Raw genomic sequence first — 25,126 nt, forward strand, 5'->3', positions numbered from 1 at the left:
GAAATTGCCGGTTTCGGGCAGCGGCGGCGACAGCCGGGCCCGACCGTCTTCAGGTTGATTGACAACGTCGGCGAGCGCTCGATTCGATTACTCCCTCGAGCCAAGACGTTCTCGGCCGGTCAGCCTGCCAACAGCTGCGGCCCGAAGAGCATGAACAGGAAGCTCACGAGCATCGTGACGCCGACGAGGGTCGTCACGACCCGGACCATCCCCCGGGTCGCCTCGAGCGGGAGCCGCGAGAGGACCGACTCCGTGCTCGTCCGGAGGATGTGCCCGCCGTCGAGCGGGAATGCCGGAATGCAGTTGAAGAAGCCGAGCTGGATGTTGATCCACCCGGTCCAGAACAGCGCGTTGGCGATGGCGAACACGGTCCAGTCGCCCAGGCCGGCGAGCAGCCCCTGGGCCTGGTAGAAGTTCTCGATGCCGCCGGCGAAGCCGGCGAAGTTGTACGGCAGGAGGCCGACGACGGAGACGATCGGCAAGAAGAGCACGAACGCGACCTTCCCGAGGAAGCTGTCGGTGATGTGGCCGTAACTGCCCTGAACGTCGCCGTTGCCGCCGAGGACCGCCAGGTACTCCTCGACCGGGTACAGCTCGAGGCCGGCGTCGCTCACCTGGACGCCCGAGATGCCGCCGACGCTGAAGAAGCCGACGGTTCCGCCCTCGGTGAGCTGACTGCGTTCGCCGAGGGTGACGTCGTAGCTGACGCGCTCGCCGTCGAGGTAGCCCGCGACGGTCACCTCGTCGCCGGGATCGGTGGAGCCCAGCAGGGACTCGAGGTCGGCGTACGATCGCGTGCGCTCGCCGTCGAACTCGGTGATGACGAATCGCTCGCCGGCGGGTGCTCCCGCCTCGGTGAGCGGCCCGTCGTCGGCGACCTGGACGACGCTTCCGATGGGGACGGCCTCGAGCGTTCGCTCCTCGCCGTCGCGCTGGATCGTCAGGTCGACCGTTTCGCTATCGCCGACGGCCTCCAGGAAGCCGGCCTCGGTGACGACCGGCTCGCCGTCGACGGCCAGGATGAGGTCGCCGGGCTGAATGTCGATCGGCGAGTCCTCGAGCGCGGCGGTCACCGGCAGGGACTGGTCCATCTCCTCGGTCCGGTCGCCGTTGAGCTCGACGGTGACGGTGCCGCTACCCGCGGCCTCGAGCGTCTCCGAGAGGTCGTCGTTCGACGCGACCGGCTGCCCCTCGATGGCGGTGATGCGATCGTTAGGCTGGATGCCCGCCGCTTCGGCGGGCGAGCCGGGGGCGACCCCGCCGACGGCGGCGCCCGGGGCGGCGCCGATCGATCCGACGACCGGGCCGAAGAGCAGGGCGAACGCGAGGATCGTCACCGCGAAGTTGAACGTGACGCCCGCGGCGAACATTCGCGTTTGCGCCCCCCGGGAGGCCGCTCGGCTGCTCTCCTGGTCGGGTTCGACGAACGCGCCGATGGGCAAGACGGCGAGCATGGCGACGCCCATCGAGTCGATGTCGATGTTCTCGACGCGACAGAGCAGACCGTGGCCGCCCTCGTGGACGACGAGGCCGACCAGGAGGCCGATGACGATGCCCGGTGTGGCCGACAGCGGCAGGAACTCGTTGACGCCCGGAATCACGAGGACGTTCGAGGGTTGCTGGACGCTCGAGGGCTGGGGCGAGTTCGCGGCGGCGAACGCGGCGGTGAGCAGGAAGACGAACATCGCGCCCATGACGACGATGGCGATGCCGACGCCGAAGTTCGCCCAGGCGCGCCAGAACCGCTTCGGCCCGGCGAGCCAATCGAGGAAGGCGCGCCCACGTTTCGTGTGGATCGTCAGGATCGGCCCCTGGGTCTTGACGTAGTTGGGGAGGAGACCGCGCTGGCGGAGGGCGACGATGGCGAGCCAGTAGGCGGCGATCCCGGCGAGAATCCACGTGAGAGTGTCCGAGATGGGGAGGAACGCGACGACCGTGGAAGACTGCATTGGTATGCTCTGAGGGAGGCGTGGCCAAAGGCGTTTTGTCTGGTCACAGCGAGCGCCACGGTTGCCGAACGGCTCGAAGCCGTCGGCTCGTCAGTTGGCGTCTCCAATAACTATACTTTCTATAGCTTTTCTCGAGCCGACTATCGCTCCCGTCGAAGCCGGTCAACGACGAACGCTCGATCCACCTTCGCGAGGAACGGGCCGAGCTTCGGGCCCTGCTCCTCGTCGAAGAAGAGGCGGTAGCCAGCGGCGAAGAAGTCGCCGACGCCGACGTCGTGACGCTTCGCAGTCTCGTAGATCTCGCCCTGGATCTCGTCGGGTCCGTGGCCTGCTTCGATGAAGTCGGCCAGTTCCTCGAGCGCCGCCTCCGTCGCCGCGTCGAAGTCGTGGGCCGGGATCGCCTCACGCTTGAGTTCGTAGTCGAACTCGTTCTCGGTTCGCCGGGCCCAGTTCTGGGCGCGCTCGACGCGGGCGAGGGCGTCCTGGACGGCCCACTCGGGGTCGTCGTCCGAAATGTGTCCCTCGCGGCGGGCAATCTCCTCGCGCAAGTCGGGATCTTCGGTCATACCGAGGACGGCGGCGAAGGTGTAGGGGAGACGGATGCGCTCCTCCGAGGCCTCAAGTTCGTCGACGCCGGTCGCGTCGCCTTCGTCACCGTCGCCGGTAACGCCGCCGACCACCAGCGGATACACCCGCTCGGCGAACGCCTGTTCGTCGTCGTTGGCCTCCACTTCGCCGAAGTAGATCGCCTCGAAGCGGTCGAACTCGTCGACCAGGAGGTCGAGGCGCTCGACGCTGAAGTCCCGGGCTTTCGCCGGGTCCTTCGCGAAGAAGTACCGCAGCACTTCGGGCTCGAGCACCTCGAGGACGTCCGATACCAGAATCACGTTGCCCTGTGAGGACGAGAAGGGCTCGCCGTCGAGGGTGAACCACTCGTAGACCATCGGGACGGGAGGGTCGTTCTCGAAGACGTTCCGGGCGATGTCCTCGCCGCTGGGCCAGGAGCCCTCGGCGTGATCCTTTCCGAAGGGCTCGAAGTCGACGCCCAGGACCTGCCACTGGCCGGGCCACTCGAAGCGCCAGGGCATCTTGCCCTCGCGGAACGTGGCAGTTCCCTCGTGGCCACAGCCCGAAATCGTTCGGTCGCCCGCCTCCATGTCGGTGCACTCGTAGTCGACGGTACCGGCCTCGATGTCGACGCCGGTGACGGTCTCGGTTACCTTGCCACACTCCTCACAGATCGGGTTGAACGGCACGTAGTCGCCTTCGCTATCGACCTTGTCCTGGTAGGCCGAGAGGACGTCGGCCGCGCGTTCGCGGTTCTCGAGGACGTACTCGACGACGTCGTCGAACTCGCCCTCCAGGTAGAGGTCGGTCGTCGAGACGAGGTCGATGGGCACATCGAGAGCGTCCGCGCTGTCCTGGATGATGGTCGAGAAGTGGTCGCCGTAGGAGTCACAGCAGCCGAAGGGGTCCGGGATGTCGGTGTAGGGCGCGCCCAGGTTCCGACCGAGCGCACCCGCGTCGACGTCCCCGAGGTCGACGAGGGTCCCCTCGAGGTCACAGAGCGTTCGCGGGAGCTTTCTGAGGGGGTCGCGGTCGTCGCTGGTGAACACCTGTCGGACGTCGTGGCCGCGCTCGCGGAGGACCTCGGCGACGTAGTAGCCGCGCATGATCTCGTTCATGTTGCCGAGGTGGGGGACGCCGGAGGGGGAGATGCCACCCTTGATGACGATCGGCTCCTCGGGATCGCGCGCCTCGACGCGGTCGGCGACCTCGTCGGCCCAGAAGACGTGGTACTCGCCGTCGCCGTCGCCTGGATCGCGCTGGAGGGTGTACGGGCTCTCGGCGTCGCCTCTGTCGTCCTCGCCGTCACTCGGGTCCGGATCCGAGTCGTCGGCGCTAGTGCTCATCGGTCTCGCCCGCCCAGTAAGTCGGTTCCTCGCCCGCTCCCTCCGGAATAATGTCCGTGCCGTCGTGGTCGCCGTAGCGAACGGCCCGGGCGATCCGATCCGGGTCCGTCCCGTCCAGGACGATGGTTCGCATGCCTGAACGCTGGATGATTTTGGCGGCGAGCAGGTCGACGGGCGCCGAGGAGCCGGCGTTCATCTCGAGGCCGGCGATGACGTCGACGAGTTCTGTAGCCGATAGCTCCCCGTACTTCGTCGCCTCGTCGTTCTCGTTCGGGTCGTCGGAGTAGACGCCGGGGACGCTCGTGGCGTAGACGAGCAGGTCGGCGTCGACGTACTCCGCCAGCGCTGCCCCTACGGCGTCGGTCGTCTGGGCCGGAGCGACCCCGCCCATCACGCAGACCTCCCCGCGCCGGAGGGCGTCACCGGCAGTCTCGTAGTCTCGAGCCGGCGCCGTCACGGAATCTTCGCCGAGAGCGGCGATGAGCAGGCGCGCGTTGAGCCGGGTGACGTCGATGCCCAGCTGGTCGAGTTCGATCTCGTTGGCGCCCAGGTCCCGGGCGGCGCTGATGTACTCGCGAGCGACGCCGCCGCCCCCGACGACGGCCCCGACTCGACACCCGTCCGCGACGAGGTCTTCGACGACGGCGGCGTGTGCCTGCACCCGATCCGCGCCGGGCTCGGGCACGAGCACGCTCCCGCCGATTGAGACGACCACTTTCATACTACCGCGGTCTAACCGGGTTGCCATCTTAAGGGTTGTCAACCCTGTTCGGCGGCCGCTCCGCGCGCGGACGACAGCTACAAAACGCTCGGCGCCGAGTATCGAGTATGCACGTCCTGGGAATCGTCGGCGATGGGTCCGCCGACGTCCTCGAGCGAACGGCCGACCTGGCCGTGGACAGGCTCTCGCAGGCGGGCCGAGTCGGCGTCGTGCGCTACGACGCGACGATCGCGGACGGACTGGCGGACGCCCGCGGTTCGGGGCTCGCCCCCGGCGGCGACGTCACCTACGCCCTCGGCGCCGACGGCGACTGGACGGCCACGGGGACCGGCCTCTCGGTGACCGACGCTCTCGACACGCTGGCGACCGACTGCGCGTTCGCGGTCGTCGTCGGCCTCGAGATTCCCGGCCACCCGTCGGTCGTGGTCAGCAGCGACGCCGCGATCGCTCGTTCGCCGGTTCTCGCGACCGTCGACGCGCCCGGTGACCTCGACCTCGAGTCCCTCGTCGCGGAGCTGGAAGTCCACGAGCCCTACGAGACGCTTGAGTCCCTCGTAGATCGCCTCAGAGATCGTCCGGCGGCAGATCGGGCGGGAGCGATCGCGACGTTCACCGGGCGCGTCCGCGCGAAAGACGCGCCGGACGACGAGCGGACGGAGTACCTCGAGTTCGAGACCTACGAAGGGGTCGCCGAGCAGCGCATGGCGACGATCAAGGCGGAACTCGAGGCGCGCGAGGGCGTCTTCGGCGTCGAGTTGCACCACCGGACGGGCGTCGTTCGCGACGGCGAGGACATCGTGTACGTCGTCGTCCTCGCAGGCCACCGCGAGGAGGCGTTTCGGACGGTCGAAGACGGGATCAATCGGCTCAAAGACGAGGTGCCACTGTTCAAGAAGGAAGTGACGGTCGAGGACGAATTCTGGGTTCACGAACGCTCGTGAGAGGCTCAAAGTGACATTGAAACACCACTTTTGCGACCGTTCATAGGTCTCGATGAGAATTGCCCAGTAATACGTTAGCAGCTGTTTTAAAACGTCTAAGTGGATCTGGTGGCGCCTTTAACGGTTCGTAAAACACGGATAAAACGACGATTACCCCTCGTTTGGCTGAAGCGATTTGAAACGGTTCTAAGTAACTGACCTTTATAACAGTATCCGGTCTGTAGGGATAGTTGTCGATGAGCACGACAGCCCAACCCTCCACCGACCGCAAAGAACTCCGCCTGAAGCAGTACCTGCGCGACCGTGCCGCAGACGGCGAGATGTACTTCAAAGGGAAGTTCATCGCCGACGACGTCGGCCTCTCCCCCAAGGAAATCGGCGCGCTGATGGTCAAGCTCTCCGACTCCGCGACCGACCTCGAGATCGAGAAGTGGTCGTACACGAGTGCGACGACCTGGCGCGTCGCCCCCGCCTGATCGCGTCGTGCCATTGACGCCCTGAACGGCCCCGACGCGTGTGCGTTCCTCCAAGGCGCACACGGCGATCATTGCCGGACCCGGGCGATCCCGTATCGCCCACCCACGTACTGCCGTCCTCGCCAACTGGGCGAGGGCGTGATCGAACGCACAGCGGACACCTAACACGCACACACGTTCCGGCGCCGACCCTGTCGTACCCGTCGGCGCCGGGCGTTCCCCTTCCATTGTATTGGCGCCTCGAGTGGCGACTGGTGTCCGATTGTCTCCACACCCCGAGTGGCGACTGGTGTCCGATTGTCTCCACACCCCGAGTGGCGACTGGTGTCCGATTGATTCCACACCCCGAGTGGCGATTGGGCCGGAAACGCCCGGAATAGTCACCCTCTCCCCCAGGTCGTCCAGTTCCCACCAGCGTTCGCCGCCGACAGTCGATTTATACGCACAGACGGTCAACGAATCAGCAATGGATCCGGCGGACCCGACCGATCCCGTCGACGGCCCACCCCTCGAGTCGATCGAACCGGCCTTTTCAGTCTACGAGATCGCCGTCGACGGCGAGGAGATTCGCTACTACGGAACGCCGCAGATGGCTCCCGAGCGGATGATGCGCGAACTCTGGCAAGACTTTCGAGATGCCGGCTACGACGTGCAACTCACGGTTCGTCGCGGCGAGTACGTGCTCGTCGCGGAACCGCGCTCACTCGGCCCCGATGGCGTCCCCTGGACGAACGTCTTTCTCTTGCTCGCCACGGTCGTCTCGACACTCTTCGCCGGGACGATGTGGTACGGCATCGATCCGATCGCCGACCCAGCTGAGATGTGGCGCGCCTGGCCGTTCACCGTCGCTATTCTCGGCGTCCTCGGCGTCCACGAGATGGGCCACTACGTGCTGAGTCGCTACCACCGGGTCGACGCCTCATTGCCGTACTTCCTGCCGGTGCCGACGCTCATCGGGACGATGGGCGCCGTGATCAAGATGAAAGGCCAGATGCCCGACCGCAAGGCGCTGTTCGACATCGGCGTCGCGGGTCCGATCGCCGGCCTCGTCGCGACGGTCGTCGTCACCGTCGTCGGCCTCCACCTCCCGCCGGTGCCCGTCCCCGAGGGGGCAACCGACCCGAACGCGACCCAGATTCGACTGGGGTTCCCGCCGATGCTCGAGTTGATCGCGGCTGCCGTCGATCAGCCGCTGTACGCCGACGATCAGACGCGAAACGTCAACCCGGTCGTCATCGGCGGCTGGGTCGGCATGTTCATCACGTTCTTGAACCTGATCCCGGTGGGCCAGCTCGACGGCGGCCACATCCTTCGGGCGATGGCCGGCGACCTCCAGGAGACCATCGCGGCGCTTGTTCCCGGGGTCCTGTTCGCGCTCGCGGGCTACCTCTACTACGTGGGCAATTACAGCGGAAACTCGGTGTTCATCTGGGTGTTCTGGGGGCTGTTCACCGGGTTGCTCGCGGCGGTGGGTCCAGCGGTTCCGATCGACGACGACCGACTGGACCGCAAACGGTTCGCACTCGGGGTCGTCACGTTCGGGCTGGGATTGCTGTGTTTTATGCCGGCACCGATCGCCGTGATCAACTGACGGCTCGAGACTGCCGGAGACGACCGTGTGCACTCGCTGTGCATTTATTCGCTTCACTCGCTGTGCGTGGGGTCACTCGCCGTGCGTGTAGCCCCGATCGGCCAGCGCTTCGCCGTCGAGCGTGATCTCTGCGTCGGCGTCTACGACCCGTCCGACGACCGCGAGCGGGCACTCGAGTTCGTCCCGTACGCGTTCGACGGCCACCTCGGGCAGGGTGCAGACGAGTTCGAAGTCCTCGCCGGTCGTGATCGCTCGCTCGAGGGCGGTTTCGTGATCGTCGGCTACGGCCTCGAGTTCGGGTGCGACGGGGATCGACTCGCGCTCGAGGGCGAACCCGCAGTCGCTGGCCTCGGCCAGCTGGTGAAGCGATCGGGCGAGGCCGTCGCTCGAGTCCATCATCGCGCTTGCGTGGGGGGCGAGGGCGCGGCCCGCACGGACGCGAGGCTCGAATTGGAAGAGGTCGTTGGCTCGCTCGAGGGCACTGTTGGCATTTCCGCCGTCGCCTCCGTCTCTGCCGCCTCCACCCTCGTCATCGCCTCCCCCATCTTTGCCGTCCTCGAACAACTCGAGAGCCGCCGCGGTCCGGCCGAGCGTCCCCGTCACACAGACGACGTCTCCAGGGGAGGCCCCGTCGCGAAACACCGGCTCGTCGGCCCGCCCGACGGCCGTCGTCGCCACCGTAAACTCCCGGTGGGTGTCCAGGTCGCCGCCGACGTACTTCGCATCGACGAGGTCACAGACCGCGCTCGCGCCGTCGACGAACGCCTCGAGGGCTGCGGCGTCGAACTCGGGGGATGCGTAGGCGGCGACGGCCGCCGTTGCCTCGGCACCCATGGCTGCGACGTCCGAGAGCGAGGCACCGACGGCGCGCCAGCCCGCCGTGTACCGGGTCGTCCCCGGCGGAAAGTCGGTCGTTTCGTGGAGCATGTCCGTCGTAATGACGAGGTCATCCACGACGGCGGCGTCGTCGCCCGCCGGGTCGAGCCGGTTCTCGAGCAACGCCAGCGCAGCCCGTTCGTCCATACCGAGCCATTCGACGGCGGGGCGAAAAACCATCCGGATCCGCGGGCCCAACCCGTGCGTGGCTCTCACACCCGGAATCGGCGAGGCGAGCCGGTCAGCCGCCGAAGAGACAACGATGCGCTTAAATGGCGCAAGCGGGAACCAGAACCCAATGGCTACGATGTACGACGTCCCGGCGGAAGCGCTCATCGAGGCGCTCGCCGACGACCTCGAAGATGACCTCGAGCAACCGGAGTGGGCAGCGTTCGCGAAAAACGGCGTCAACCGAGACCTTCCCCCAGTGCAGGAGAACTTCTGGGCGGTCCGTGCGGCGAGCCTGCTCCGCAAAATCGCCGACAACGGTCCCATCGGCGTCGAGCGCTTGGCGACCGAGTACGGTGGCGCCAAACGCGGCTCGAACCGCTACCAGGTTGCCCCCGACAAACGCGCTGACGGCTCGCGAAACGTAATTCGGACGATTCTCCAGCAACTCGAGGAACTCGACCTCGTCGAGACCGCCGAGGGCGAGGGCCGCCGCATCACCGCCGAGGGACGCAGCCGCCTGGACGAGACTGCCGGGGAGGTCCTCTCGGAACTCGACCGTCCGGAACTCGAGCGCTACGCCTGAGACGGCCCCGTTGTGATTTTCTACCGCCGACCATCAAATGAGGCGTAGTCGGCAGTAAAATGGTAACACGGCAAATGGTACCACGGTACGGCGACTCGTCTAATCGATTTTCGACGTGCTTATACTTCGCAGTCGGACGGCGAGCGTCGGCGCAATCTGACAGTGAGACGGCGCAGTCGCTCGAGAGCGACCCAACGGCCCGATTCTCGCCCCCATCCTACGGGTTTCGACCTCCACCTCCAGGTGCACGTACCTACACGCGTCCGTAATCATTTTCTCCGTCGCCCGACAACACGCGTCTATGAACGGCGGACAATCGGACGACGATCTCGAAGAACTGCGCCGGAAGAAACTCGAGCAGCTACAGGACCGCGCCGATTCCCAGGGTGGGCAGGGGCAGGGACAGGGGCAAGTCGACGCGGAGGCCCAGGAGGCCGCCCAGCAACAGGCAGACGCCCAGCGCCAGGCCCTGTTACGCCAGTACCTCACCGACGACGCGCGAAAGCGCCTGAACACCGTCAAGATGAGCAAACAGCAGTTCGGCGAGCAGGTCGAACGCCAGGTCGTCGCCCTCGCCCAGAGCGGGCGCATCCAGGGCAAGATCGACGACCAGAAGATGGAGCAGTTGCTCAAGGAGCTCAAACCCGAGAAAAAGCGCTTCGACATCAAGCGCCGCTAGAATGGACGAGTCGACGCCTGCCTCACTCCGTCTCGGGCTCCTCTACAGCGGCGGCAAGGACTCGACGCTCGCCGCACTTTTGCTCGAGGACTTCTACGACGTGACGCTGACGACGGCCACCTTCGGCGTCACCGACGACTGGACCTACGCACGAGACACCGCCCGTTCGCTCGGCTTCACGTTCGAGAAGCTCGAGCTCGATCCCGACGTCGCGACCGAGGCCGTCGAGACGATTCGCACCGACGGCTTTCCGCGAAATGGAATCCAGCGGGTCCACCAGCACGCCCTCGAACGCCTGGCGGAGATGGACTTCGACGCCGTCGCCGACGGAACGCGACGCGACGATCGAGTGCCAACGGTCTCGCGTGCCCAGGCCCAGAGCCTCGAGGATCGCCACGACGTCGACTACATCGCGCCGCTGTCGGGATTCGGCCGCCAGGCGGTCGATCGGCTGGTCGAGTCGACGCTCGACGTGACGGTCGGACCGAGCGAGGAGATCACACGGGCGGATTACGAGGGCGAGTTACGAGCGCTCATCGCCGAGCGCGACGGGGAGGCGGCGCTCGGGTCGATCTTCCCGGCTCACGAACAGACGCACGTCACGGGCGTCCAGGACTGGAATCGCTGACTCGACGTCGAACCCCGTTTCTAACCGAGCGTCGTCGCGACCTCGAGTACCATTGCCGTCCCCGAGGTCACTTCTTCGATCATTTCCTCGTCGCCGTACTCGAAGATCAAGTATAACTGGCCGAATTGGAACGCGTTGAACATCGCGTGGGCGGTGATCGGTACCAAGAGGTTGTCGGTGATGGCGTACAGGTAGCCGAAGATGATCGAGCCACCAGTGACGACGAGCAGCGAGGCGACCGCGGCCATCATGGGGGCGCCGCTAAGGGCGAAATTTGGGATGTGTACGAGCCCGAATATCACGCTCGTCAGAACCACGGCCTGGGTTTTCGTGAACCCCTCGTAGAGACGTTTCTGGATGACGCCTCGAAAGAGAAACTCCTCGGCCGGGGCGTTGAACAGGAATACGATAACGATCATGATGAGGACCATGGTCGAGTCCGTGCCGACGAAATCCAGCACGCTATTCGACGTCGATTCGATGCCGAGACCCTGGAAGAGTAACCCGACGAGGATCACGAACGCGATACTTGCGACGACGCCAGCTACCCCGATGAGCCACCCGCGACGGTCGGGGGTCGAGAGGTCGACGAACGACCAGCCGCGGTCTGTCCACCAGAGGTAGGCGGCGCCGGCGACGACGAACCCGGCAAAGTTCAGGATGAAAAAGAGCGATCTGATCTCGTAAGACGTCTGCGTTGGCTCGTCGATTAACCCTGGCTCGGCCAGGATCGCGGGAAGCGTCAGTAGTTGCGACATGAGAATTCCGCCCACCGTCAACAGGGCGGCGACGGCAACCGACCGAGCGTACCCGTCGGTCCGCTTCAAGGTGTTCATGACCACGGGTTAGCGTTCACACTCCTTGTGCATTCCTTTCCTGGATTCACTGCCCGGAATCGCCGCCGTCGCGCCAGGAGTCCGGCACGTTGATCACGTAGCGGCCGTCTTCCTGCAGAGAGACGATGTACTCCTCGCGGTCGTAGAGTTCCATCAGGTTGAGTTCGTACTGGCCGGGTTTGAGGATCTTGATGCTCTCGAACTGTTCGTTGAGTTCCTCGCGAAGGTCGTCGAGCGAGGGGCGGTCGTCGTCGGTCGGTTCGCTGACGACGCGGCCGTTTTCGACGTCGGGCCCTGCCTTCTCGTCGGCCGGATTGGTCGCACTCGAGGCGGGGAGTTCGTCGCTCGAGACGACGTCGCTCCGTGCGCTCGCCTGGGCAGCGTCCTCGTCCCCGTCGCTTCCCTCGAGTTCGGTGGGGGTGTCACCGGCTTCGACCGTCGAGTCGTCCGTTCGAGGCGCGGATTGCTCGGTGTGTTTCTCCGTTTGGTCCTGGTCGTCGGGTCGTCGTGCCGATTCGGGCCACTCAGAGAACTCCGCCGGCACGTCGTCGTGCTCGGACGAGGGAGGTTCGCTCGCGGTTCGAGGCCAGGTGCGGTTCGTCGACATCGATGTGGACGCCGATTCCGACGTCGATGTCGATTCCGATGTCGAGGTGGTCCTGGACCCGGACCTGGATCCAGACTCGGATACGGTTCCGGTTCCAGTTCCAGTTCCAGTTCCAGTTCCGGCTTCAGACTCGGATCTGGATTCGGATTCGGATTCGGATCTGGACCCGGACGTCGACCCTGACTGCGTAATCCCACGTTCGTCACCGTCACTCGAGGACGCCGACTCGGACTCTCGCGTGATACCACCGGACTGACCGCCGGTGGCTGACCTGGTGTCGGTGTCGGTGTCGGCCCCACTCGAAGTCGCGGTGGCGGACGACGCCGGCGCAAACTGGAACTTGTTGCCGCCACAGTTCGGACATCCCGAGAGCATCTCTTTGGATCCGTCGGGAAACGTCTGACCGCAGGTGGTACACTGGTGTGGCATTCGTCGTCGCTAGCTCCGGGAGACGAGCGCGCTGATGAGCGTCTCGTCCTTGTGCAGGGTCTCGATCTGGTTCGCCGGCCCGATGACGGTGAGTTTCTTCGGCGACTCGTCGTTGCCCATGATCCGACCGAGTAGCGAGGAGTCGCGGGTACCGGACTTGGGGTAGGTTTCGATCTCGATACCGTTGAACTCGTCCGGGCTGATCTCGGCCATCGTCACCTCGATCAGGCGACTCTCCTCGTCCGGAGTGAGCCCTTCCTCGAGGATGACGATGTTACCGTCGTGAACGCCGTCGAGGATCATCCGGATCTTCTCCATGCTCGCTAGACCCTCCATGCGCTCTCCGCTGATGAGGTCGATCTGGACGCCGTCGTGGCGGTCGTCGTCGGCTTTGGTTGCTTCCGGCATGATTACCCGAAGTACTCCGCGATGTTTTCGTACACTTCGTCCATGTTCTCTCCTTCTTTCGCCGACAGCGGGACCGTCTTGTGCTGGGGGAAGGCGTCCTCGATCCGCTTGACGCTCGATTCGGGGAGGTCGATCTTGTTCGCGAAGATGAGTACGGGCAGGTCGCGCGATTCGATGATACCGATCAGCATCGTGTTGACCTGCGTAATCGGGTCTTCGGCGCTGTCGAGTACGTAGATGACGCCGTCGACGTCCTCGCGAAGCCAGTGCATGGCCTCTGCGACCCCTTCCGTGGCCTCTCGAGAGCGTCTGATCGCGTCGTCTTTCTCCATCTCGTCGGTGAACTCCTCGTAGTCGACTTTCGTCGTCACGCCGGGGGTGTCGACGATGTCGATGGTCACCGACTTGCCGTTACGCTCGATTTCGACGTCTTCCTTCCGGCGAGCGCGCCGGGTTTCGTGAGGAATGTGGCTTTCGGTGCCGATGGCGTCACCGGTCCAGTCACGAGCTATGCGGTTTGCTAACGTGGTTTTTCCGGCGTTAGGCGGCCCGTAGATGCCGATTCGCTTTGGCTCCTGCTCGGAGAAGAGCCGATCCGTCGCGCGAGAGATGCTATCTTTGAGTCCTGTAAACAATCCCATCCTGGAGATCCTCCACACTTGCGAGTGTGTCTGAACGTACTACAGAACCGAATTCACTTAAGTCTACGTCAGACAGAGGGATTGTCACGCACGGGCGACGGTTTCGACCGCGAGATCGCGTCCCTTCCCGTGGTTTGAGCGGTAGATAACTCGAGTTTCGACCGGTACGAACCGGATCGGGCCGCGAGACGATCGCCAGAGGCGAAGGTTCTTGCTCCAGGACTCGCATGTTGCGCTATGAGCAGCGCGGCCGACTCGCTCGCGGAACCGCAGGTGCTCGCCCACACCAAGCGCGCGCTGTTTCCGGCGGGAGACGCCGACACCTACGCCGTCGTCGACACGCAGTTTTCGACGCGGGAGTGGCGGCCCGGCCAGCGCCTCGAGACGGACCTCCTGGAGACGCTCGCCCCGTTCAATCGCGTCCAGGTCGGCGGCGGGTATCCCGACCTCGTCGGCGTGAGGCGTCTCGAGTCGGACCTGCTCGCGGTCGAACGCTTCGGCGACGAACCACCGCTGATCGCCGTTGAGGCCAAAGGCTACGCGACGAGCGGCGTCGACACCGAGCGGGGCATCGTCCAGGCCTACGACCGGCTCCACGAGGCCAACGCGGCCTACCTTGCCGCGCCAGCGGCCGTCGTCTCCCAGACGGATCGAACCCTCGCCCGCGAGTTGAACGTGGGTATCCTCGGCGTAACCCCCTCTGGGGCGGTCGAGCCGCTCGAGGTGCCCCGCGTCGTCGGCAACCGGACGACTACTGAGGCGAACGCGATCCGGTTTCAGGCGAGCGCCCAGGGCGTGACCGACCGCTCGTTCGGGCTCAACCACCCGAAGAACTACCTCGGCTATCCGCTGGCCAGCTACGCCGACGGCGACACCGCGACGCTGCTCGAGACGTGCGACGTGGTCGGCGCCGTCGACGAGGCGAGGCGGGGTGCGGCGTTCCTGGGGCTGGTCGAGGCGAACGCCGACTCTCTCGAGGAGCCCGGACTCACGCCCCTCGGCCGGGAGGTCGTCCGCTTTGCCCTCGCCCGTCACGGCACGGTCGAGGCCGCCCTCGAGAAGTTCGCTGACTGGTACCGCTCGCGAACGCGGTTCGTCGACCTCGCCCCCGCCTGGGGGCAGCTAGCACGCCGAATCGTCTACGCCTACCCGGCGACGAAACTGCTCGTCACCGAACTCCAGGCACTGCACGACGACGGCGCCCTCGAGCCGTCGCTGGTCGACCTCGTTCGACGGTTGCACGCGTTACACCCCAGTTTCACCGTCGAGCTGTTCGTCAGGGGAGACCGCGCGGTTCGAAGCCGGGTGCTCACCGTCGACGGCGAACTGCAGCCGGCCGCGCTCGAGGAGGGATCAGTTTACCACGCGCCGACGGTGTTTCAGTTGAAGGCGATGCTGTATCACACCGGCATCCTGACCGAGCGCGGCGCCGAACCACACCGACTGGACCCGCTCCAGGACGTGTGGGCGCTTCGGGACCCGCTGTAGCCAGTTTGGATCCTCGATTCACAGAAAGCGGTCAGTTGTTGGGGGAACCGAGACGGTTTTCGCGCTCAGTACCCTCCACTCGAGCGCACAGTATACCACCCAATGGCACCATCTCACGACCACACCGCACCGGCAGACTCCGCCTCCGATTCCGCCGTCAGGTTCTCTCTCGAGGGCGTCCGCGTCGGATTCTTGACCTGCATCCCGGTCGCGCTCGGGGTCGCCGGCTACGGCGTCGCCTTCGGCGTCGTCGCGAACCAGGCTGGCCTCAGCGTCGCCGAAGCCGCACTGATGAGCGCGACAGTCGTCGCCGGCGCCTCCCAGCTCATCGCAGTGGAACTCTGGGCCGATCCTCTCCCGGTGACCGCAATTCTCGTGACGACCGTCGCCGTCAACCTCCGATACTCGCTCATGGGCGCCGCCCTGGAGCGCTGGTTTCGTCACCTCTCGCCCGCCCAGGTCTACGGTAGCCTCTTCCTGATGGCCGACGAGAACTGGGCACTCACCGTTCGCGACCTGAAAACCGGGAGCGGCCGCGGCGCCTTCCTCCTCGGCAGCGGCATCGCAGTCTGGACGTTCTGGGTCGCCTCGACGGTCCTCGGCGTCCTCGCCGGGGGCGTCATCGGCGATCCGGCCAGGTACGGCTTCGACTTCATCCTCGCCGCCGTCTTCCTCGCGCTCGCGGCCGACCTGTGGGAGGGCCGGTCGACGTTCGTCCCCTGGCTCGTCGCCCTCGCCACGGCGTTGGTCGCCTCGTCGGTGCTTCCCGGTCGCTGGTACATCCTCCTCGGCGGACTCGCCGCGGCGGCCCTCGAGGTGATCCGCTACGATGCGTGAGGGATGGCTCTCGCTCGACCCGTTCGTCGTCGCCGTCGTCCTCGCGATGGCCGTCCTCACCTACCTCACGAAGGTCGGCGGACTCTGGGTTCTGAGCCGACTCGAGGTGAGCGACCGCCTCGAGGCCGGACTGTCGGTGCTCCCGGGGGCGATCGTGATCGCGATCCTGGGCCCGGAACTGGCGTCGGGCGGACCGTCCGAGTGGGCCGCTGGAATCGTCGTCCTGGCAATCGCGTGGCGAACTGAGAACATCCTCCTGGCGCTGTGTGGCGGCATCCTCGCTGTCGTGGCGTTTCGCGGGCTGGTATAGCGGTGAGGAAACGGGTGTGGACTCTTTTTGCTCGAGTGGCGGCCATGCCACTATCGACAGTCACACCGATTCACGAGCCATCGTCCGCGAACCAGGCCGGTCAGCCCGACTGGTCGCTGACGGCGACGTCCCGAAACTCGAATCGCGCCCCACCGGCGTCGCTCTCGATCAATCGCCGCTCCCAGCCGTAGACGCCGGCCAGTCGGTCGACGAACGCCAGTCCGAGCCCGGTCCCATCTCTATCGGCGGTCGTCGTGAACCCCGGCTTGAACACCATCTCCCTGTCCTCGGGTGGGATGCCGTCCCCGTCGTCGGCCACGTAGAACCCGTCCGCCACCGTTCCGACCTCGATTATCACGTCCGATCCGCCGTGTCGAATCGCGTTCTCGAACAGGTTCCTGAACAGGTGTCGTACGTACACCTCGTCCGCTTCGATCACGAGGTCGACGTCGACCACCAAAGTCGCCTCGCGGGTCTCCACGTCGTCCCAGACGTCCCGGGCCATCTCGGCGAGGGAAACGGGTGCACGCTTCCCGACGGCGTCCCCACGCCGCGTCAACACGAGCATCACGTCGATCATGTTCTCGATCCGGTCGAACGACTCCACGACGTTTTCGACCGCCTTCGGCGCAGCCTCCTCCGGCAGGTGCTGGGCGTAGATCTGACCGATCGTCACCGGGTTCCGAAGTTCGTGGGCGAGCATGCTGGCGAACTTCTCGAGGCGCGTGTTCAGCTCCTGGAGTTCCGCGACCGTCTCCTCGAGTTCGTCCTGGTAGGTGTGGCGCTCGATCGCTGCGGCGAGGAGGTTGGCGACGCTCTGGACGAAGTCGACGTCGTGGTCGGTGAACGCGATCTCGTCCGTCGTATGGAGGCCCAGGATCCCCCACGGGTCGTCGACGGTGCCGATGATGACGCTGATGCCACTCACTACGTCGTGATCGGTGAGGAGATCCGGGCCACTGAATCGCTCTTCGGTTCGCAGATCGTCGACGACGACCGGTTCCTCCGAGAGGAGCGTGTACCCGGCTTGCGAGTTCGTATCCGTCGGGATCTCCGCCTCCCCGACGATCCCCTCCTGCCAGCCGACCCCCTGTCGAAGGAAGACGTTCCCGGAGGGGAGCAACTCGAGCACTTTGCAGTACTCGCAGTCGAGCGTCTCCGCGACCGTCGCCGCCGCGTCGTGCATGAGTCGATCGATGTCGTCCGTCTCGAGAGCCCGCCTTCCCAGCGAAGAAACGACTTTCTGCTGATGAATGCGGGTGTGAAGCTCCGTCTCTGAGTCGGACGATGAACTCATCGTGGCAGCCATTATTCTGAACCCGCATAAGTTTCTGTCCAATACACATTGGGTTCGATTTCACGGCCGGCGGTGATCCGTGTGGCTACTGTTTCGATGGTCTCGCACTTCTGACAGACGATGGTGCGGGTCCGGACCGTTGGCTACGGAGCGTCATTTCCTCTAACGAATTGTATGACGGAGACGGGTGAACACGAATCGTGACGAACGCCAGCTGGATAGCGGTACTTTGTTCATATACACCATGCCGCCGGCTAGTGGATTTGAACCGTGACGAAACGTAGCGGGCGCGACGGGCACCTGGCACTCTATCGAGGATATCCGCTACACTGCGAAGTCGCACCTAGGACGGAATCGAATACTTCCGCTCCAGCTCTCACTCATGGGTCTACCTCACACCCATGTCATTAGAACCAATCAGTCCAGAACAAGCGCTTGAACTGTACCTCGCTGACCGCGAAACGGAACTCGCCGTCGCAACGATATACTCGCACAAATCCAGACTTGGCCACTTTGTCCGTTGGTGCGATGAGAACAACATCACCAACCTCAACATCCTCACAGGACGGAAATTACAAGAGTTTCGTCTCTGGCGGCGACGCGATGGTAACCTTTCGAAAGCCACGGAGAAAACGCAGATGGATACAATTCGGGTATTCATCAAATGGCTCGAATCTATCGAAGGGGTCGAGCCAGACCTCCATGTCAAAGTGCGCTCACCCTTGCTAAGCCGTGAAGATAACACCCGAGATGTGATGCTCTCCCATGAGGATGCACAGATGGTGCTCTCTTACCTTGACAAATATGCATATGCGTCGATAAAACACGTGACTGTGGCTCTCCTCTGGCAAACAATGATGCGTCGTGGTGCTCTCCGAGCACTGGACATTAGCGACTATCACCCCACCGAACAATATCTGGAGGTCAAGCATCGACCCGAATCCGAAACACCCCTAAAAAACGACGAGAATGGAGAACGGCTTATCGCCCTGTCAGATGACGTGTGTACTCTGCTTGATGACTGGATAGAGATGAACCGCCCAGAAGTGCACGACGATTACGGTCGCAAACCACTATTGGCGACATCTCAGGGGCGCATCCATTACAGTACTATTCAGCATTATTGCTATCTGATGACTCGACCCTGCGAGTACACGAGTGCGTGTCCACATGGAAGGACAGTTGACTCATGTGAGGCTGTGGAGCCTGATTCAGCATCTAAATGCCCTAGCAGTCGGAGCCCGCATGCTCTGCGTCGAGGCTCAATCACTGCGAATCTCCAGCAAGACGTACCTGAAAAAGCGATTAGCGACCGAGCACAGGTAAGTCAAGATGTGCTCGAGCAGCACTATGATAACCGTAGTGAGAAAGAGAAAATGGAACAACGGAGAGAGTACTTTAGTGGTTGACTCTGAAACCGCTTGATTTCTAACTAATAGAAAGAATACGGTTGGAAAAGCCGATGCCACTGCTGAGGGCGTCATAGAAGAACTATCCCCTATTCTGGTGTCCTACGAATGGTCAGTACAGTAAAAATATTTATCAATACATACTACATTTCTTCTATGAGGAGAGATAGCATCTACGGGATATGGGTCAAACCTGCTCCCAGTCACATAGCCGAAATAAAGGCAGAGGGGCACGCTGTCTCCCTTGGGTTCTGTCCAACAGGTGGTAACTCCCCTGCTGGGCTGGCCTGAACGGTACCGTTCCTTCAGTAGAGGTAGTGAAAGGAGAGATGTTGCTACTCCTTCCAATAGCAAATACAAGTACCAACCGCAAGGTTAACACATTCCGCACCGACTCGTTTGCCGAAAAGTTGCTGGAATTATTCCGTGGGAACTATTCTCTGACACCTCTCTGCTTTTAATCGGACGTCGGTCGCGCAGTTGAGCCCGATTCACCAAACCTGGACCCATTGCCGAGCACTTCCCCCAGTATTTGATTTCGCAGTTTCATCTTTTCTTCCTCCGTCCGTGCATCGTAGTGTTTCTCCAGAGTATTACGTGTCACATCACATCGGCCAGTCAGAACCTCTGTTTGTACGCCTTTACTGAGGCAATGGGTAATGTACCCACGTCGTACAGGATGAGAGCTGCGTGATGAGGGGCATTTCGAAGCTTCATCCACATTTTGGGCAGCAGAGCATTCCTCGACGGTCTTTCCATGTGGGCATTTACCCGAGGTCGCGCATGGTCGAGTCCATTTGTATATGTACTTCTGTATGGTTGATTTGGATAGACGCCCCAATGATGAGGTAATAAGCGGCTCTCTCCCGTGTTCATCTGCAACTTCGATACGTCTGTCAGCAATGTAATCATCAAGAACCTCACAGACGTCTGGGGAGATGCTTACTTTACGTTCTGATGCGTCTCCGTTCTTGAGCGGTGTTCCTTCCTCTGGACGGTGTCTCAAATCGAGACAGGGTACCTCGGCATCAGGATAATAGTCGTCTTTATCGAGAGCATGTATAGTCCCTCGTCGATGGCCACCCTCAAGAAGCAACATCCAAACAACGTGCTCACGTGAGGCATAATGATATTTTGATAGGTAGCTGAGGATTTCTTCTGCACGCTCCCCAGTTACCTGCTCATCGCGGACCTCGTCTTCTTTGTTGACAGATGGTACTTTCACTTTTTTCCACAAGTCTGTCGGAACCGCTTCAATTGTCCCACAGAACCTGATAAACTGGCGGAGAGTCTTTTGCTGAGTATTTTTACTCTTTATGCTCAACCCCTCTTCTCGCCACATTCGATAAGCCTGTAATTGCCTGCCTGTAACATCATTCATATCACCTATATTATTTGCACTACACCACTTAATGAAGAATTTTAAACGGCTTTTGTACGAAAGTATCGTCGCCTCTGCCAGTTCATCACTCCTCTCTTTTTCATCTATGAATTCGTCTAAAGCTTCTGACGGTGTAATTGGCTCCAGTGATTCTCCGCTTTTCACTATGTCCGCCCTCAGCTGTTCGACTAGCTCATTGCTGACACTCTCAATCCATTCTAGTTGGCCATTGTCGGTGTTTCGTTCATTACTATCAATCACTTGTATAGCTGTATTAGAATCCGAGGAGAGAGGGTATTTATTCCTATCGCCGATTTGTATAATCGTTTTAAATATAGCCCTTTGAACTCTACGCAGGCAGGTCGATGACGTCGATTATCTCATCGTCTCTGTGTATATGTCCTCTATCCGCGAACGTCTCCAGTACCCAATCCACGACAGAGCCCTCAGCATCGATAGCGTCGTACATTATGTTCACGTCGAATTCTCGACCTTCGTGTAACCTGAGAGTTGCAATCGCTTGGTGCACTACCTGTTGCTGTATCGAAGAGGAAGCTAGCGAGTGAGCGACAGCTGCCTCTTCCGCTGTCTCAAGACCGAGGTCCTCCATGGCTAAGCCCTGCCAGCACTCCGCCATTAGTGCGTACGCTCGCTCCGCATCGTGTGCAGTCACCGTCTCACCCAGACGGAGCTTAGCCATCGCCTCGGAGAGACCGATGAGCGTTTCACGCACTCGACCGCTGACCTGCATCCCATCAGGAGAGACGCGGGATACCCTTACACGCAACTCAGCGAGCTTGTCGAGCACATAATCCTCTGCTGCTCCAGATAGCTCGGGTTCGAGAGTCTGTGCGTGAGCGATGAACTTACGCAGCGTCTCATTGTCGAGGATTTCATCTCTAAACTCACCCCGACGACGTACCATTATCTCCTCGAGTTCGGCTCGCTCCTTTGCGACTGTATCCTCAACCGAGTCGTTAACGACGACACAGAGGTCAAATCGACTAAATACGGAGTCTTTGAGGGGCTGCTGAGCGATTGGGGCGATACTACTGTCAAATACCTCCTTTTCAGGATTGCACGCAGCCACCAGTGTCGTATCAGCCTCTAGCACGCCCTTGCCGTGCTTAGTGATGTGTACCTCTCCATGCTCCATCGGTGTATTCAATGCCGTCTGCGACTCGATGTGCGACTTATCTAATTCGTCAACCGCGAGGACCGACTGGTGCGCCCGTGGTATTGCACCTGCCTCCAGTAGCACCGTATCCTCATCCTGGATGAGTCCATTATAACTTACCGCACCCGTGAGACCCGCCTTTGTCGTCTGTGACATATCGACATAGTATCCATTTACAACCTTACGGGCTGCTCGTATCATCTCAGACTTGGCACTGCCAGGCTCACCCATTAGTAGCGTATGCAAGCGAGAGTCGTTCCCACCGACTAGACTGCAAGCTAGAGCTAAACGGGCCGAGTTATGCCCACCTCGGTTAACAATCTCAGGAGCGATAGACTGTGCGACCGTCTCTGGAGCATTATCTGCCTCCTTTGAAATCCTCTCGAGTTCTTCGATATCCTCTTTAGTCACTTCAATCTCATCTGATTCTACGTGCGTCATGCCGACGATATGCAGGTACAACTCAGTTTTTTGCGTCTCTACGTCGGGGATAGTAGGTATCGCCCAGACCGTCACGACATCATCACGGTTGACAATATCAATTAGAGGAGTATCCACCTCACCGACAATCTTACGACTGTTACGGTCGTCTTCGTTAGGCTCGGCTAGGATGACCTGCTGGCTGTCACGTAGTACAGTTTCACGACCTCTGATGAGCCCCATAATCGGAGCACCGCAGCGGTCGTCATCACTTGCTTCTGTATGAGGGCAACTTGGTGGTTTCTTTAGGTTTGGAGACGCTCGGGACTGATGTTTAGCAACAGCATGTCCTTGTTGACATTCGAATGTCGCCACAATTCGATTTGTTTTAACGTCTGTCGTATCCATCACACGGGCACGCACCTTAACGAGATTATTGGTGTCGCTCTGTCGAAGGCTTCGTAGGTCACGCGCATCTTCTGAGTCGCCACACACGGTCGCGACCGCGTTATTCGCATAATCATCGTGATGACGAGCCCAGGCTGATAGCGCCGACAGCGTAATTAGAGGATGGTCTATGACGAGCTCAGACCTCACATTAGAATTATCAACCTCACTGAGGTTGAGCACCACATCACCATCATCGGTCGGCTCGATAGCCTCTTCCGTTTCCACGTAATGGTCAATAACCAATTCCGTGAGGTCTTTGTTCGTTCCGTGCTGATGCCGATTACGATACGCAGGTACGGCCTTGTCTAACCACTCTGGTTCGGTAGCTTCAGACATATCGACCACCTGCCATAATGGCGGTGTTCTCTGTAACTCTGTTTGGATACTGTACTGTCATTTCCGTTACCACTGTGCTAACAGTAGTGGGGATAGGGGCATACATTGCCATTATTTAGTAAGATTTATTTGAATAAATAAGTACCGCCAATTAATAGAATTAAGCATAGTTAGAAGATACTTAGTAACCGTATCACATCGTAACGGAGATACAGCCACAGCTGCGAAGATAATGACAGGAGCGAAAATGTGAATCGCCCTATCCCCAATTATATTATTAAACTCCATACCATTTATAATTACCGCTAACCAGCCACGCTCTCCCAATATTGAATTCAGAAGGCGAACTATCTATGGGGTTTTAACAATTATTATTAAAAACAACCCCATATATAATATGGGGGCGCTCGAAGAGGTGTTACGACCCCCCGCCCCTAGTGGATTATACGAAGAGGCAAGTTGATTGTATGATAAAACGCTTCTACTTTGGTTCACAACTAGTTATCTAATTTAATCAATTGATTCATATTGTATGACAAATTTAAACGGGGTCGCACGTTAACAATACGATGGTGTTGTACTTTCATCATATATTTATGTTGGTTATATAATGGGTCGGGTGCGGGGCGGGGGGCTGATACACCCTTTCGAGAGGTCAAGTCCCCAGGGCGGGGGTGGTCTATACTTTGGACGGTCAACTTTTGCTACGGGCCATCTCCTGAATGATAGTCTCCTCGCTCGATTTACTCAGATACGGCTTGACAAAGGAGGACCATCCGTCAAGTTCCATCAACACTCGCACGTTAATATTTCATTCATCGGCGTTCCAGTAGGCCCAATGTCTCCGCAAGTCGTGACAGCTTAGCGAGCACCAAGCTTCGACCTGAGTACGTTTCGCCATCTCTTGACCTAACCCACTCATTCAATGCTGTACTGTCCTCTGGGCGGGCACTCGCACCTCCTTCGTGAATGTCAGCAATTGTGACGAGAGGATGTAGGAACAGGTTCGAGTGCTGACCGCGTGTCCACGGTGCGCTAGGGATAATTACATCCCGATATTCGAATAAGGATTTACTTGTGGAGGAATCTATATGTTGTCCGCAAATGCTATTCTTGGCATGGCATCGACAGCCACGGGGAAGTTCGACCTCAACATGGAGGAAGTGCTGGAGGCGTGGGGTCCCGCAGACGCGCTCCGCGAACTGCTCGCCAACGCACTCGACGAGCAGGCACTCACGGACACCGCCGAACCAGAGGTGTTCAAACGGGATGGCTGCTGGCACATCCGCGACTACGGGCGCGGTCTCCGCTACGACCACTTGACGCAGTCCGAAGACGAGGAGAAACTCGCCAACCCCGACACGGTCATCGGCAAATTCGGCGTCGGGCTCAAGGATTCGCTCGCGACGTGCCACCGTCACGGTATCGACATCACCATTCACTCCACGTACCACACGTTTTCCCTCGAACATGCGCCGAAACACGGCTTCGAAGACATTTCGACGCTACACGTCCACGTCCAGGAGCCTCAGAAGGATATCGAAGGGACAGAAGTCGTCCTCGATGGGATAATCGACGAACAGGTCGAGGCGGCGAAGCAGAACTTCCTCCGTTTTTCCGATGAGGAGAGATTAGAGGAGACGCGGTTCGGCGAGGTGTACCGCTCCGACCCCGACAAGGAGTCGGCCATCTACGTCACTGGTCTCAAGGTTGCAACTGAAGAGAACTTTCTCTTCAGCTATAACATCACCAACACGACGAAGCAGATTCGCGACGCGTTGAACCGTGAGCGGTCGAACGTCGGGCGCACGGCGTACACAGCGCGAGTGAAGCGGATACTTCAGGCGTGCGAGTCCGAAGTGGTCGCCACAGCACTCACGGACGATATGGAGAATTTCCTCGATGGGACGACCCACGATGAGCTACAATGGAAGCCCATCCAGGTCCACGCGGTGAAGGTGTTGAACGCGCGGCGCGACGTCGTTGTCGCGACCGCCGAAGAACAGGGTGCACACCGCGACTTGGTGACGCACGCACATCAGGACGGATACGAGGTAGTAACGATACCGAACCGCGTCCGCGACGCTATCGCTGACGAAGTCGACACTGAGGGTGACATCATCCGCGATTTAGACCTGTATCGGACGGAGTACAACGAGAGCTTTGAGTACGAGTGGGTCGATGAAACCGACCTCACGGACGCAGAGAGAGAAGTGTGGGAGCTCCAAGAGCCGCTGTTCGAGATAGTGAACCGCCCGCCACTCGTTAAGGATATGCGGATTTCTGAGACGCTACGGGTGACTGATATGCACGACGAGGACAGCACGCTCGGCGTCTGGGAGGGCGTCGAGGGACGCATCATCGTCAAGCGAGACGTGCTAGCCGACCCGAAAGAGTTCCTCGCCACCGTTCTCCACGAGGTGGCCCACCCGATGAGCGGAGCGCCAGACCAGACCCTGTCGTTCGAACACGCGCTGACGCAACTGCTCGGCCAGGTCAGCTACCACGCCGTGCAGGACTGAAGGGCAGGTGCTGCCCGCCTCTATGTCTATCATAGGAGACTCGTACAACT

22 protein-coding genes are annotated in these 25,126 nt (G+C 61.1%); 11 read left to right on the forward strand and 11 right to left on the reverse strand.

The genetic code is table 11. From position 1 onward, the window contains the following. Positions 1-119: 119 nt before the first annotated feature. From NGM15_RS14280 to pyrH, 3 genes are all read right to left on the reverse strand, one after another. On the reverse strand, positions 120-1,949 hold the full coding sequence (locus NGM15_RS14280; RefSeq protein ID WP_253432296.1) for a site-2 protease family protein: 1,830 nt from the start codon (positions 1,947-1,949) through the stop codon (positions 120-122). 140 nt (positions 1,950-2,089) lie between these two features. Beyond that, positions 2,090-3,862: a lysine--tRNA ligase gene (gene lysS / locus NGM15_RS14285; RefSeq protein WP_253432298.1), complete on the reverse strand. Its 1,773-nt coding sequence runs from the start codon at positions 3,860-3,862 to the stop codon at positions 2,090-2,092. Then, positions 3,852-4,583, reverse strand: coding sequence for a UMP kinase (gene pyrH / locus NGM15_RS14290; RefSeq protein WP_253432300.1), 732 nt, complete (start codon positions 4,581-4,583; stop codon positions 3,852-3,854). The genes lysS and pyrH overlap by 11 nt, the downstream gene beginning before the upstream one ends. 107 nt (positions 4,584-4,690) lie before the next feature. Here pyrH and NGM15_RS14295 point away from each other — a divergent pair, with 107 nt between their 5' ends. The 3 genes from NGM15_RS14295 to NGM15_RS14305 all read left to right on the forward strand — a co-directional run bounded on the left by NGM15_RS14295 (position 4,691) and on the right by NGM15_RS14305 (position 7,591). Then, positions 4,691-5,524: a molybdopterin synthase gene (locus NGM15_RS14295; RefSeq protein ID WP_253432303.1), complete on the forward strand. Its 834-nt coding sequence runs from the start codon at positions 4,691-4,693 to the stop codon at positions 5,522-5,524. A 236-nt stretch (positions 5,525-5,760) separates the two neighbouring features. Then, positions 5,761-6,000, forward strand: a complete 240-nt coding sequence (locus NGM15_RS14300; protein ID WP_253432306.1) for a DUF7123 family protein — start codon at positions 5,761-5,763, stop codon at positions 5,998-6,000. 466 nt (positions 6,001-6,466) lie between these two features. After that, entirely contained in the window at positions 6,467-7,591 is a 1,125-nt protein-coding gene (locus NGM15_RS14305; RefSeq protein ID WP_253432308.1) for a site-2 protease family protein, read from the forward strand. A 72-nt stretch (positions 7,592-7,663) separates the two neighbouring features. Here NGM15_RS14305 and thiL read toward each other — a convergent pair whose 3' ends face one another. Beyond that, complete coding sequence (gene thiL, locus NGM15_RS14310; protein WP_253432311.1) at positions 7,664-8,614, reverse strand: thiamine-phosphate kinase; 951 nt, start codon at positions 8,612-8,614, stop codon at positions 7,664-7,666. A gap of 151 nt (positions 8,615-8,765) precedes the next feature. Between thiL and NGM15_RS14315 the strand changes: the two genes are divergently transcribed. The 3 genes from NGM15_RS14315 to NGM15_RS14325 all read left to right on the forward strand — a co-directional run bounded on the left by NGM15_RS14315 (position 8,766) and on the right by NGM15_RS14325 (position 10,528). Then, positions 8,766-9,221, forward strand: a complete 456-nt coding sequence (locus tag NGM15_RS14315) for a 30S ribosomal protein S19e (protein ID WP_253432314.1) — start codon at positions 8,766-8,768, stop codon at positions 9,219-9,221. 301 nt (positions 9,222-9,522) lie between these two features. Next, the gene (locus NGM15_RS14320; protein WP_253432317.1) at positions 9,523-9,900 is read left to right on the forward strand and encodes a DNA-binding protein; all 378 of its coding nucleotides are present in this window, start codon (positions 9,523-9,525) and stop codon (positions 9,898-9,900) included. 1 nt (position 9,901) lies between these two features. Beyond that, positions 9,902-10,528 carry a DUF7411 family protein gene (locus tag NGM15_RS14325; RefSeq protein WP_253432320.1) on the forward strand — a complete coding sequence of 209 codons (627 nt, stop codon included), beginning with the start codon at positions 9,902-9,904 and terminating at the stop codon, positions 10,526-10,528. A 20-nt stretch (positions 10,529-10,548) separates the two neighbouring features. Here NGM15_RS14325 and NGM15_RS14330 read toward each other — a convergent pair whose 3' ends face one another. The 4 genes from NGM15_RS14330 to NGM15_RS14355 are packed head-to-tail and all read right to left on the reverse strand — an operon-like array spanning position 10,549 to position 13,449. Further along, positions 10,549-11,364 carry a CPBP family intramembrane glutamic endopeptidase gene (locus NGM15_RS14330; protein ID WP_253432323.1) on the reverse strand — a complete coding sequence of 272 codons (816 nt, stop codon included), beginning with the start codon at positions 11,362-11,364 and terminating at the stop codon, positions 10,549-10,551. 46 nt (positions 11,365-11,410) lie between these two features. Further along, on the reverse strand, positions 11,411-12,400 hold the full coding sequence (locus tag NGM15_RS18940; protein ID WP_305882001.1) for a Zn-ribbon domain-containing protein: 990 nt from the start codon (positions 12,398-12,400) through the stop codon (positions 11,411-11,413). 9 nt (positions 12,401-12,409) lie between these two features. Continuing rightward, positions 12,410-12,808, reverse strand: a complete 399-nt coding sequence (locus NGM15_RS14350) for a DUF2073 domain-containing protein (RefSeq protein WP_253432326.1) — start codon at positions 12,806-12,808, stop codon at positions 12,410-12,412. A 2-nt stretch (positions 12,809-12,810) separates the two neighbouring features. Beyond that, a complete protein-coding gene (locus NGM15_RS14355) occupies positions 12,811-13,449 on the reverse strand; it encodes an Era-like GTP-binding protein (protein ID WP_253432329.1) in 639 nt (212 codons plus the stop codon). Between the two features lie 237 nt (positions 13,450-13,686). On the opposite strand from NGM15_RS14355, the gene NGM15_RS14360 reads away from it, so the two are divergent. The 3 genes from NGM15_RS14360 (at position 13,687) to NGM15_RS14370 (ending at position 16,084) form a co-directional block, all read left to right on the forward strand. Further along, complete coding sequence (locus NGM15_RS14360) at positions 13,687-14,937, forward strand: hypothetical protein (RefSeq protein WP_253432332.1); 1,251 nt, start codon at positions 13,687-13,689, stop codon at positions 14,935-14,937. Positions 14,938-15,039: 102 nt separating this feature from the next. Further along, positions 15,040-15,774: an AzlC family ABC transporter permease gene (locus NGM15_RS14365; RefSeq protein WP_253432335.1), complete on the forward strand. Its 735-nt coding sequence runs from the start codon at positions 15,040-15,042 to the stop codon at positions 15,772-15,774. Then, positions 15,767-16,084, forward strand: a complete 318-nt coding sequence (locus tag NGM15_RS14370; protein WP_253432338.1) for an AzlD family protein — start codon at positions 15,767-15,769, stop codon at positions 16,082-16,084. The genes NGM15_RS14365 and NGM15_RS14370 overlap by 8 nt, the downstream gene beginning before the upstream one ends. A gap of 100 nt (positions 16,085-16,184) precedes the next feature. On the opposite strand, the gene NGM15_RS14375 is transcribed toward NGM15_RS14370, so the two are convergent. Beyond that, entirely contained in the window at positions 16,185-17,381 is a 1,197-nt protein-coding gene (locus NGM15_RS14375) for a sensor histidine kinase (protein WP_253432340.1), read from the reverse strand. 401 nt (positions 17,382-17,782) lie between these two features. Here NGM15_RS14375 and NGM15_RS14380 point away from each other — a divergent pair, with 401 nt between their 5' ends. Further along, positions 17,783-18,790 (forward strand): tyrosine-type recombinase/integrase, encoded by a 1,008-nt coding sequence (locus tag NGM15_RS14380; protein ID WP_253432343.1) that lies wholly within the window; start codon positions 17,783-17,785, stop codon positions 18,788-18,790. A gap of 457 nt (positions 18,791-19,247) precedes the next feature. On the opposite strand, the gene NGM15_RS14385 is transcribed toward NGM15_RS14380, so the two are convergent. Then, positions 19,248-20,432, reverse strand: a complete 1,185-nt coding sequence (locus tag NGM15_RS14385; protein ID WP_253432346.1) for a tyrosine-type recombinase/integrase — start codon at positions 20,430-20,432, stop codon at positions 19,248-19,250. Positions 20,433-20,520: 88 nt separating this feature from the next. Continuing rightward, the gene (locus NGM15_RS14390) at positions 20,521-22,554 is read right to left on the reverse strand and encodes an AAA family ATPase (RefSeq protein WP_253432349.1); all 2,034 of its coding nucleotides are present in this window, start codon (positions 22,552-22,554) and stop codon (positions 20,521-20,523) included. A gap of 1,118 nt (positions 22,555-23,672) precedes the next feature. On the opposite strand from NGM15_RS14390, the gene NGM15_RS14395 reads away from it, so the two are divergent. Further along, on the forward strand, positions 23,673-25,076 hold the full coding sequence (locus NGM15_RS14395) for an ATP-binding protein (protein ID WP_253432352.1): 1,404 nt from the start codon (positions 23,673-23,675) through the stop codon (positions 25,074-25,076). Positions 25,077-25,126 lie beyond the last annotated feature (50 nt).

Origin of the sequence: Natronosalvus halobius (genome assembly GCF_024138145.1) — an archaeon.
GTDB classification, from domain to species: domain Archaea; phylum Halobacteriota; class Halobacteria; order Halobacteriales; family Natrialbaceae; genus Natronosalvus; species Natronosalvus halobius.

Coding starts and splice junctions, on each gene's coding strand:
- NGM15_RS14370 (WP_253432338.1), top strand. CDS start 15,767: ATGCGTGAGGGATGGCTCTCGCTCGACCCGTTCGTCGTCGCCGTCGTC.
- NGM15_RS14280 (WP_253432296.1), bottom strand. CDS start 1,949: ATGCAGTCTTCCACGGTCGTCGCGTTCCTCCCCATCTCGGACACTCTC.
- NGM15_RS14305 (WP_253432308.1), top strand. CDS start 6,467: ATGGATCCGGCGGACCCGACCGATCCCGTCGACGGCCCACCCCTCGAG.
- NGM15_RS14295 (WP_253432303.1), top strand. CDS start 4,691: ATGCACGTCCTGGGAATCGTCGGCGATGGGTCCGCCGACGTCCTCGAG.
- NGM15_RS14355 (WP_253432329.1), bottom strand. CDS start 13,449: ATGGGATTGTTTACAGGACTCAAAGATAGCATCTCTCGCGCGACGGAT.
- lysS (WP_253432298.1), bottom strand. CDS start 3,862: ATGAGCACTAGCGCCGACGACTCGGATCCGGACCCGAGTGACGGCGAG.
- NGM15_RS14365 (WP_253432335.1), top strand. CDS start 15,040: ATGGCACCATCTCACGACCACACCGCACCGGCAGACTCCGCCTCCGAT.
- NGM15_RS14325 (WP_253432320.1), top strand. CDS start 9,902: ATGGACGAGTCGACGCCTGCCTCACTCCGTCTCGGGCTCCTCTACAGC.
- NGM15_RS14360 (WP_253432332.1), top strand. CDS start 13,687: ATGAGCAGCGCGGCCGACTCGCTCGCGGAACCGCAGGTGCTCGCCCAC.
- NGM15_RS14330 (WP_253432323.1), bottom strand. CDS start 11,364: ATGAACACCTTGAAGCGGACCGACGGGTACGCTCGGTCGGTTGCCGTC.
- NGM15_RS14395 (WP_253432352.1), top strand. CDS start 23,673: ATGGCATCGACAGCCACGGGGAAGTTCGACCTCAACATGGAGGAAGTG.
- pyrH (WP_253432300.1), bottom strand. CDS start 4,583: ATGAAAGTGGTCGTCTCAATCGGCGGGAGCGTGCTCGTGCCCGAGCCC.
- NGM15_RS14350 (WP_253432326.1), bottom strand. CDS start 12,808: ATGCCGGAAGCAACCAAAGCCGACGACGACCGCCACGACGGCGTCCAG.
- NGM15_RS14390 (WP_253432349.1), bottom strand. CDS start 22,554: ATGTCTGAAGCTACCGAACCAGAGTGGTTAGACAAGGCCGTACCTGCG.
- NGM15_RS14320 (WP_253432317.1), top strand. CDS start 9,523: ATGAACGGCGGACAATCGGACGACGATCTCGAAGAACTGCGCCGGAAG.
- NGM15_RS14380 (WP_253432343.1), top strand. CDS start 17,783: ATGTCATTAGAACCAATCAGTCCAGAACAAGCGCTTGAACTGTACCTC.
- thiL (WP_253432311.1), bottom strand. CDS start 8,614: ATGGACGAACGGGCTGCGCTGGCGTTGCTCGAGAACCGGCTCGACCCG.
- NGM15_RS14315 (WP_253432314.1), top strand. CDS start 8,766: ATGGCTACGATGTACGACGTCCCGGCGGAAGCGCTCATCGAGGCGCTC.
- NGM15_RS14300 (WP_253432306.1), top strand. CDS start 5,761: ATGAGCACGACAGCCCAACCCTCCACCGACCGCAAAGAACTCCGCCTG.
- NGM15_RS18940 (WP_305882001.1), bottom strand. CDS start 12,400: ATGCCACACCAGTGTACCACCTGCGGTCAGACGTTTCCCGACGGATCC.
- NGM15_RS14375 (WP_253432340.1), bottom strand. CDS start 17,381: ATGAGTTCATCGTCCGACTCAGAGACGGAGCTTCACACCCGCATTCAT.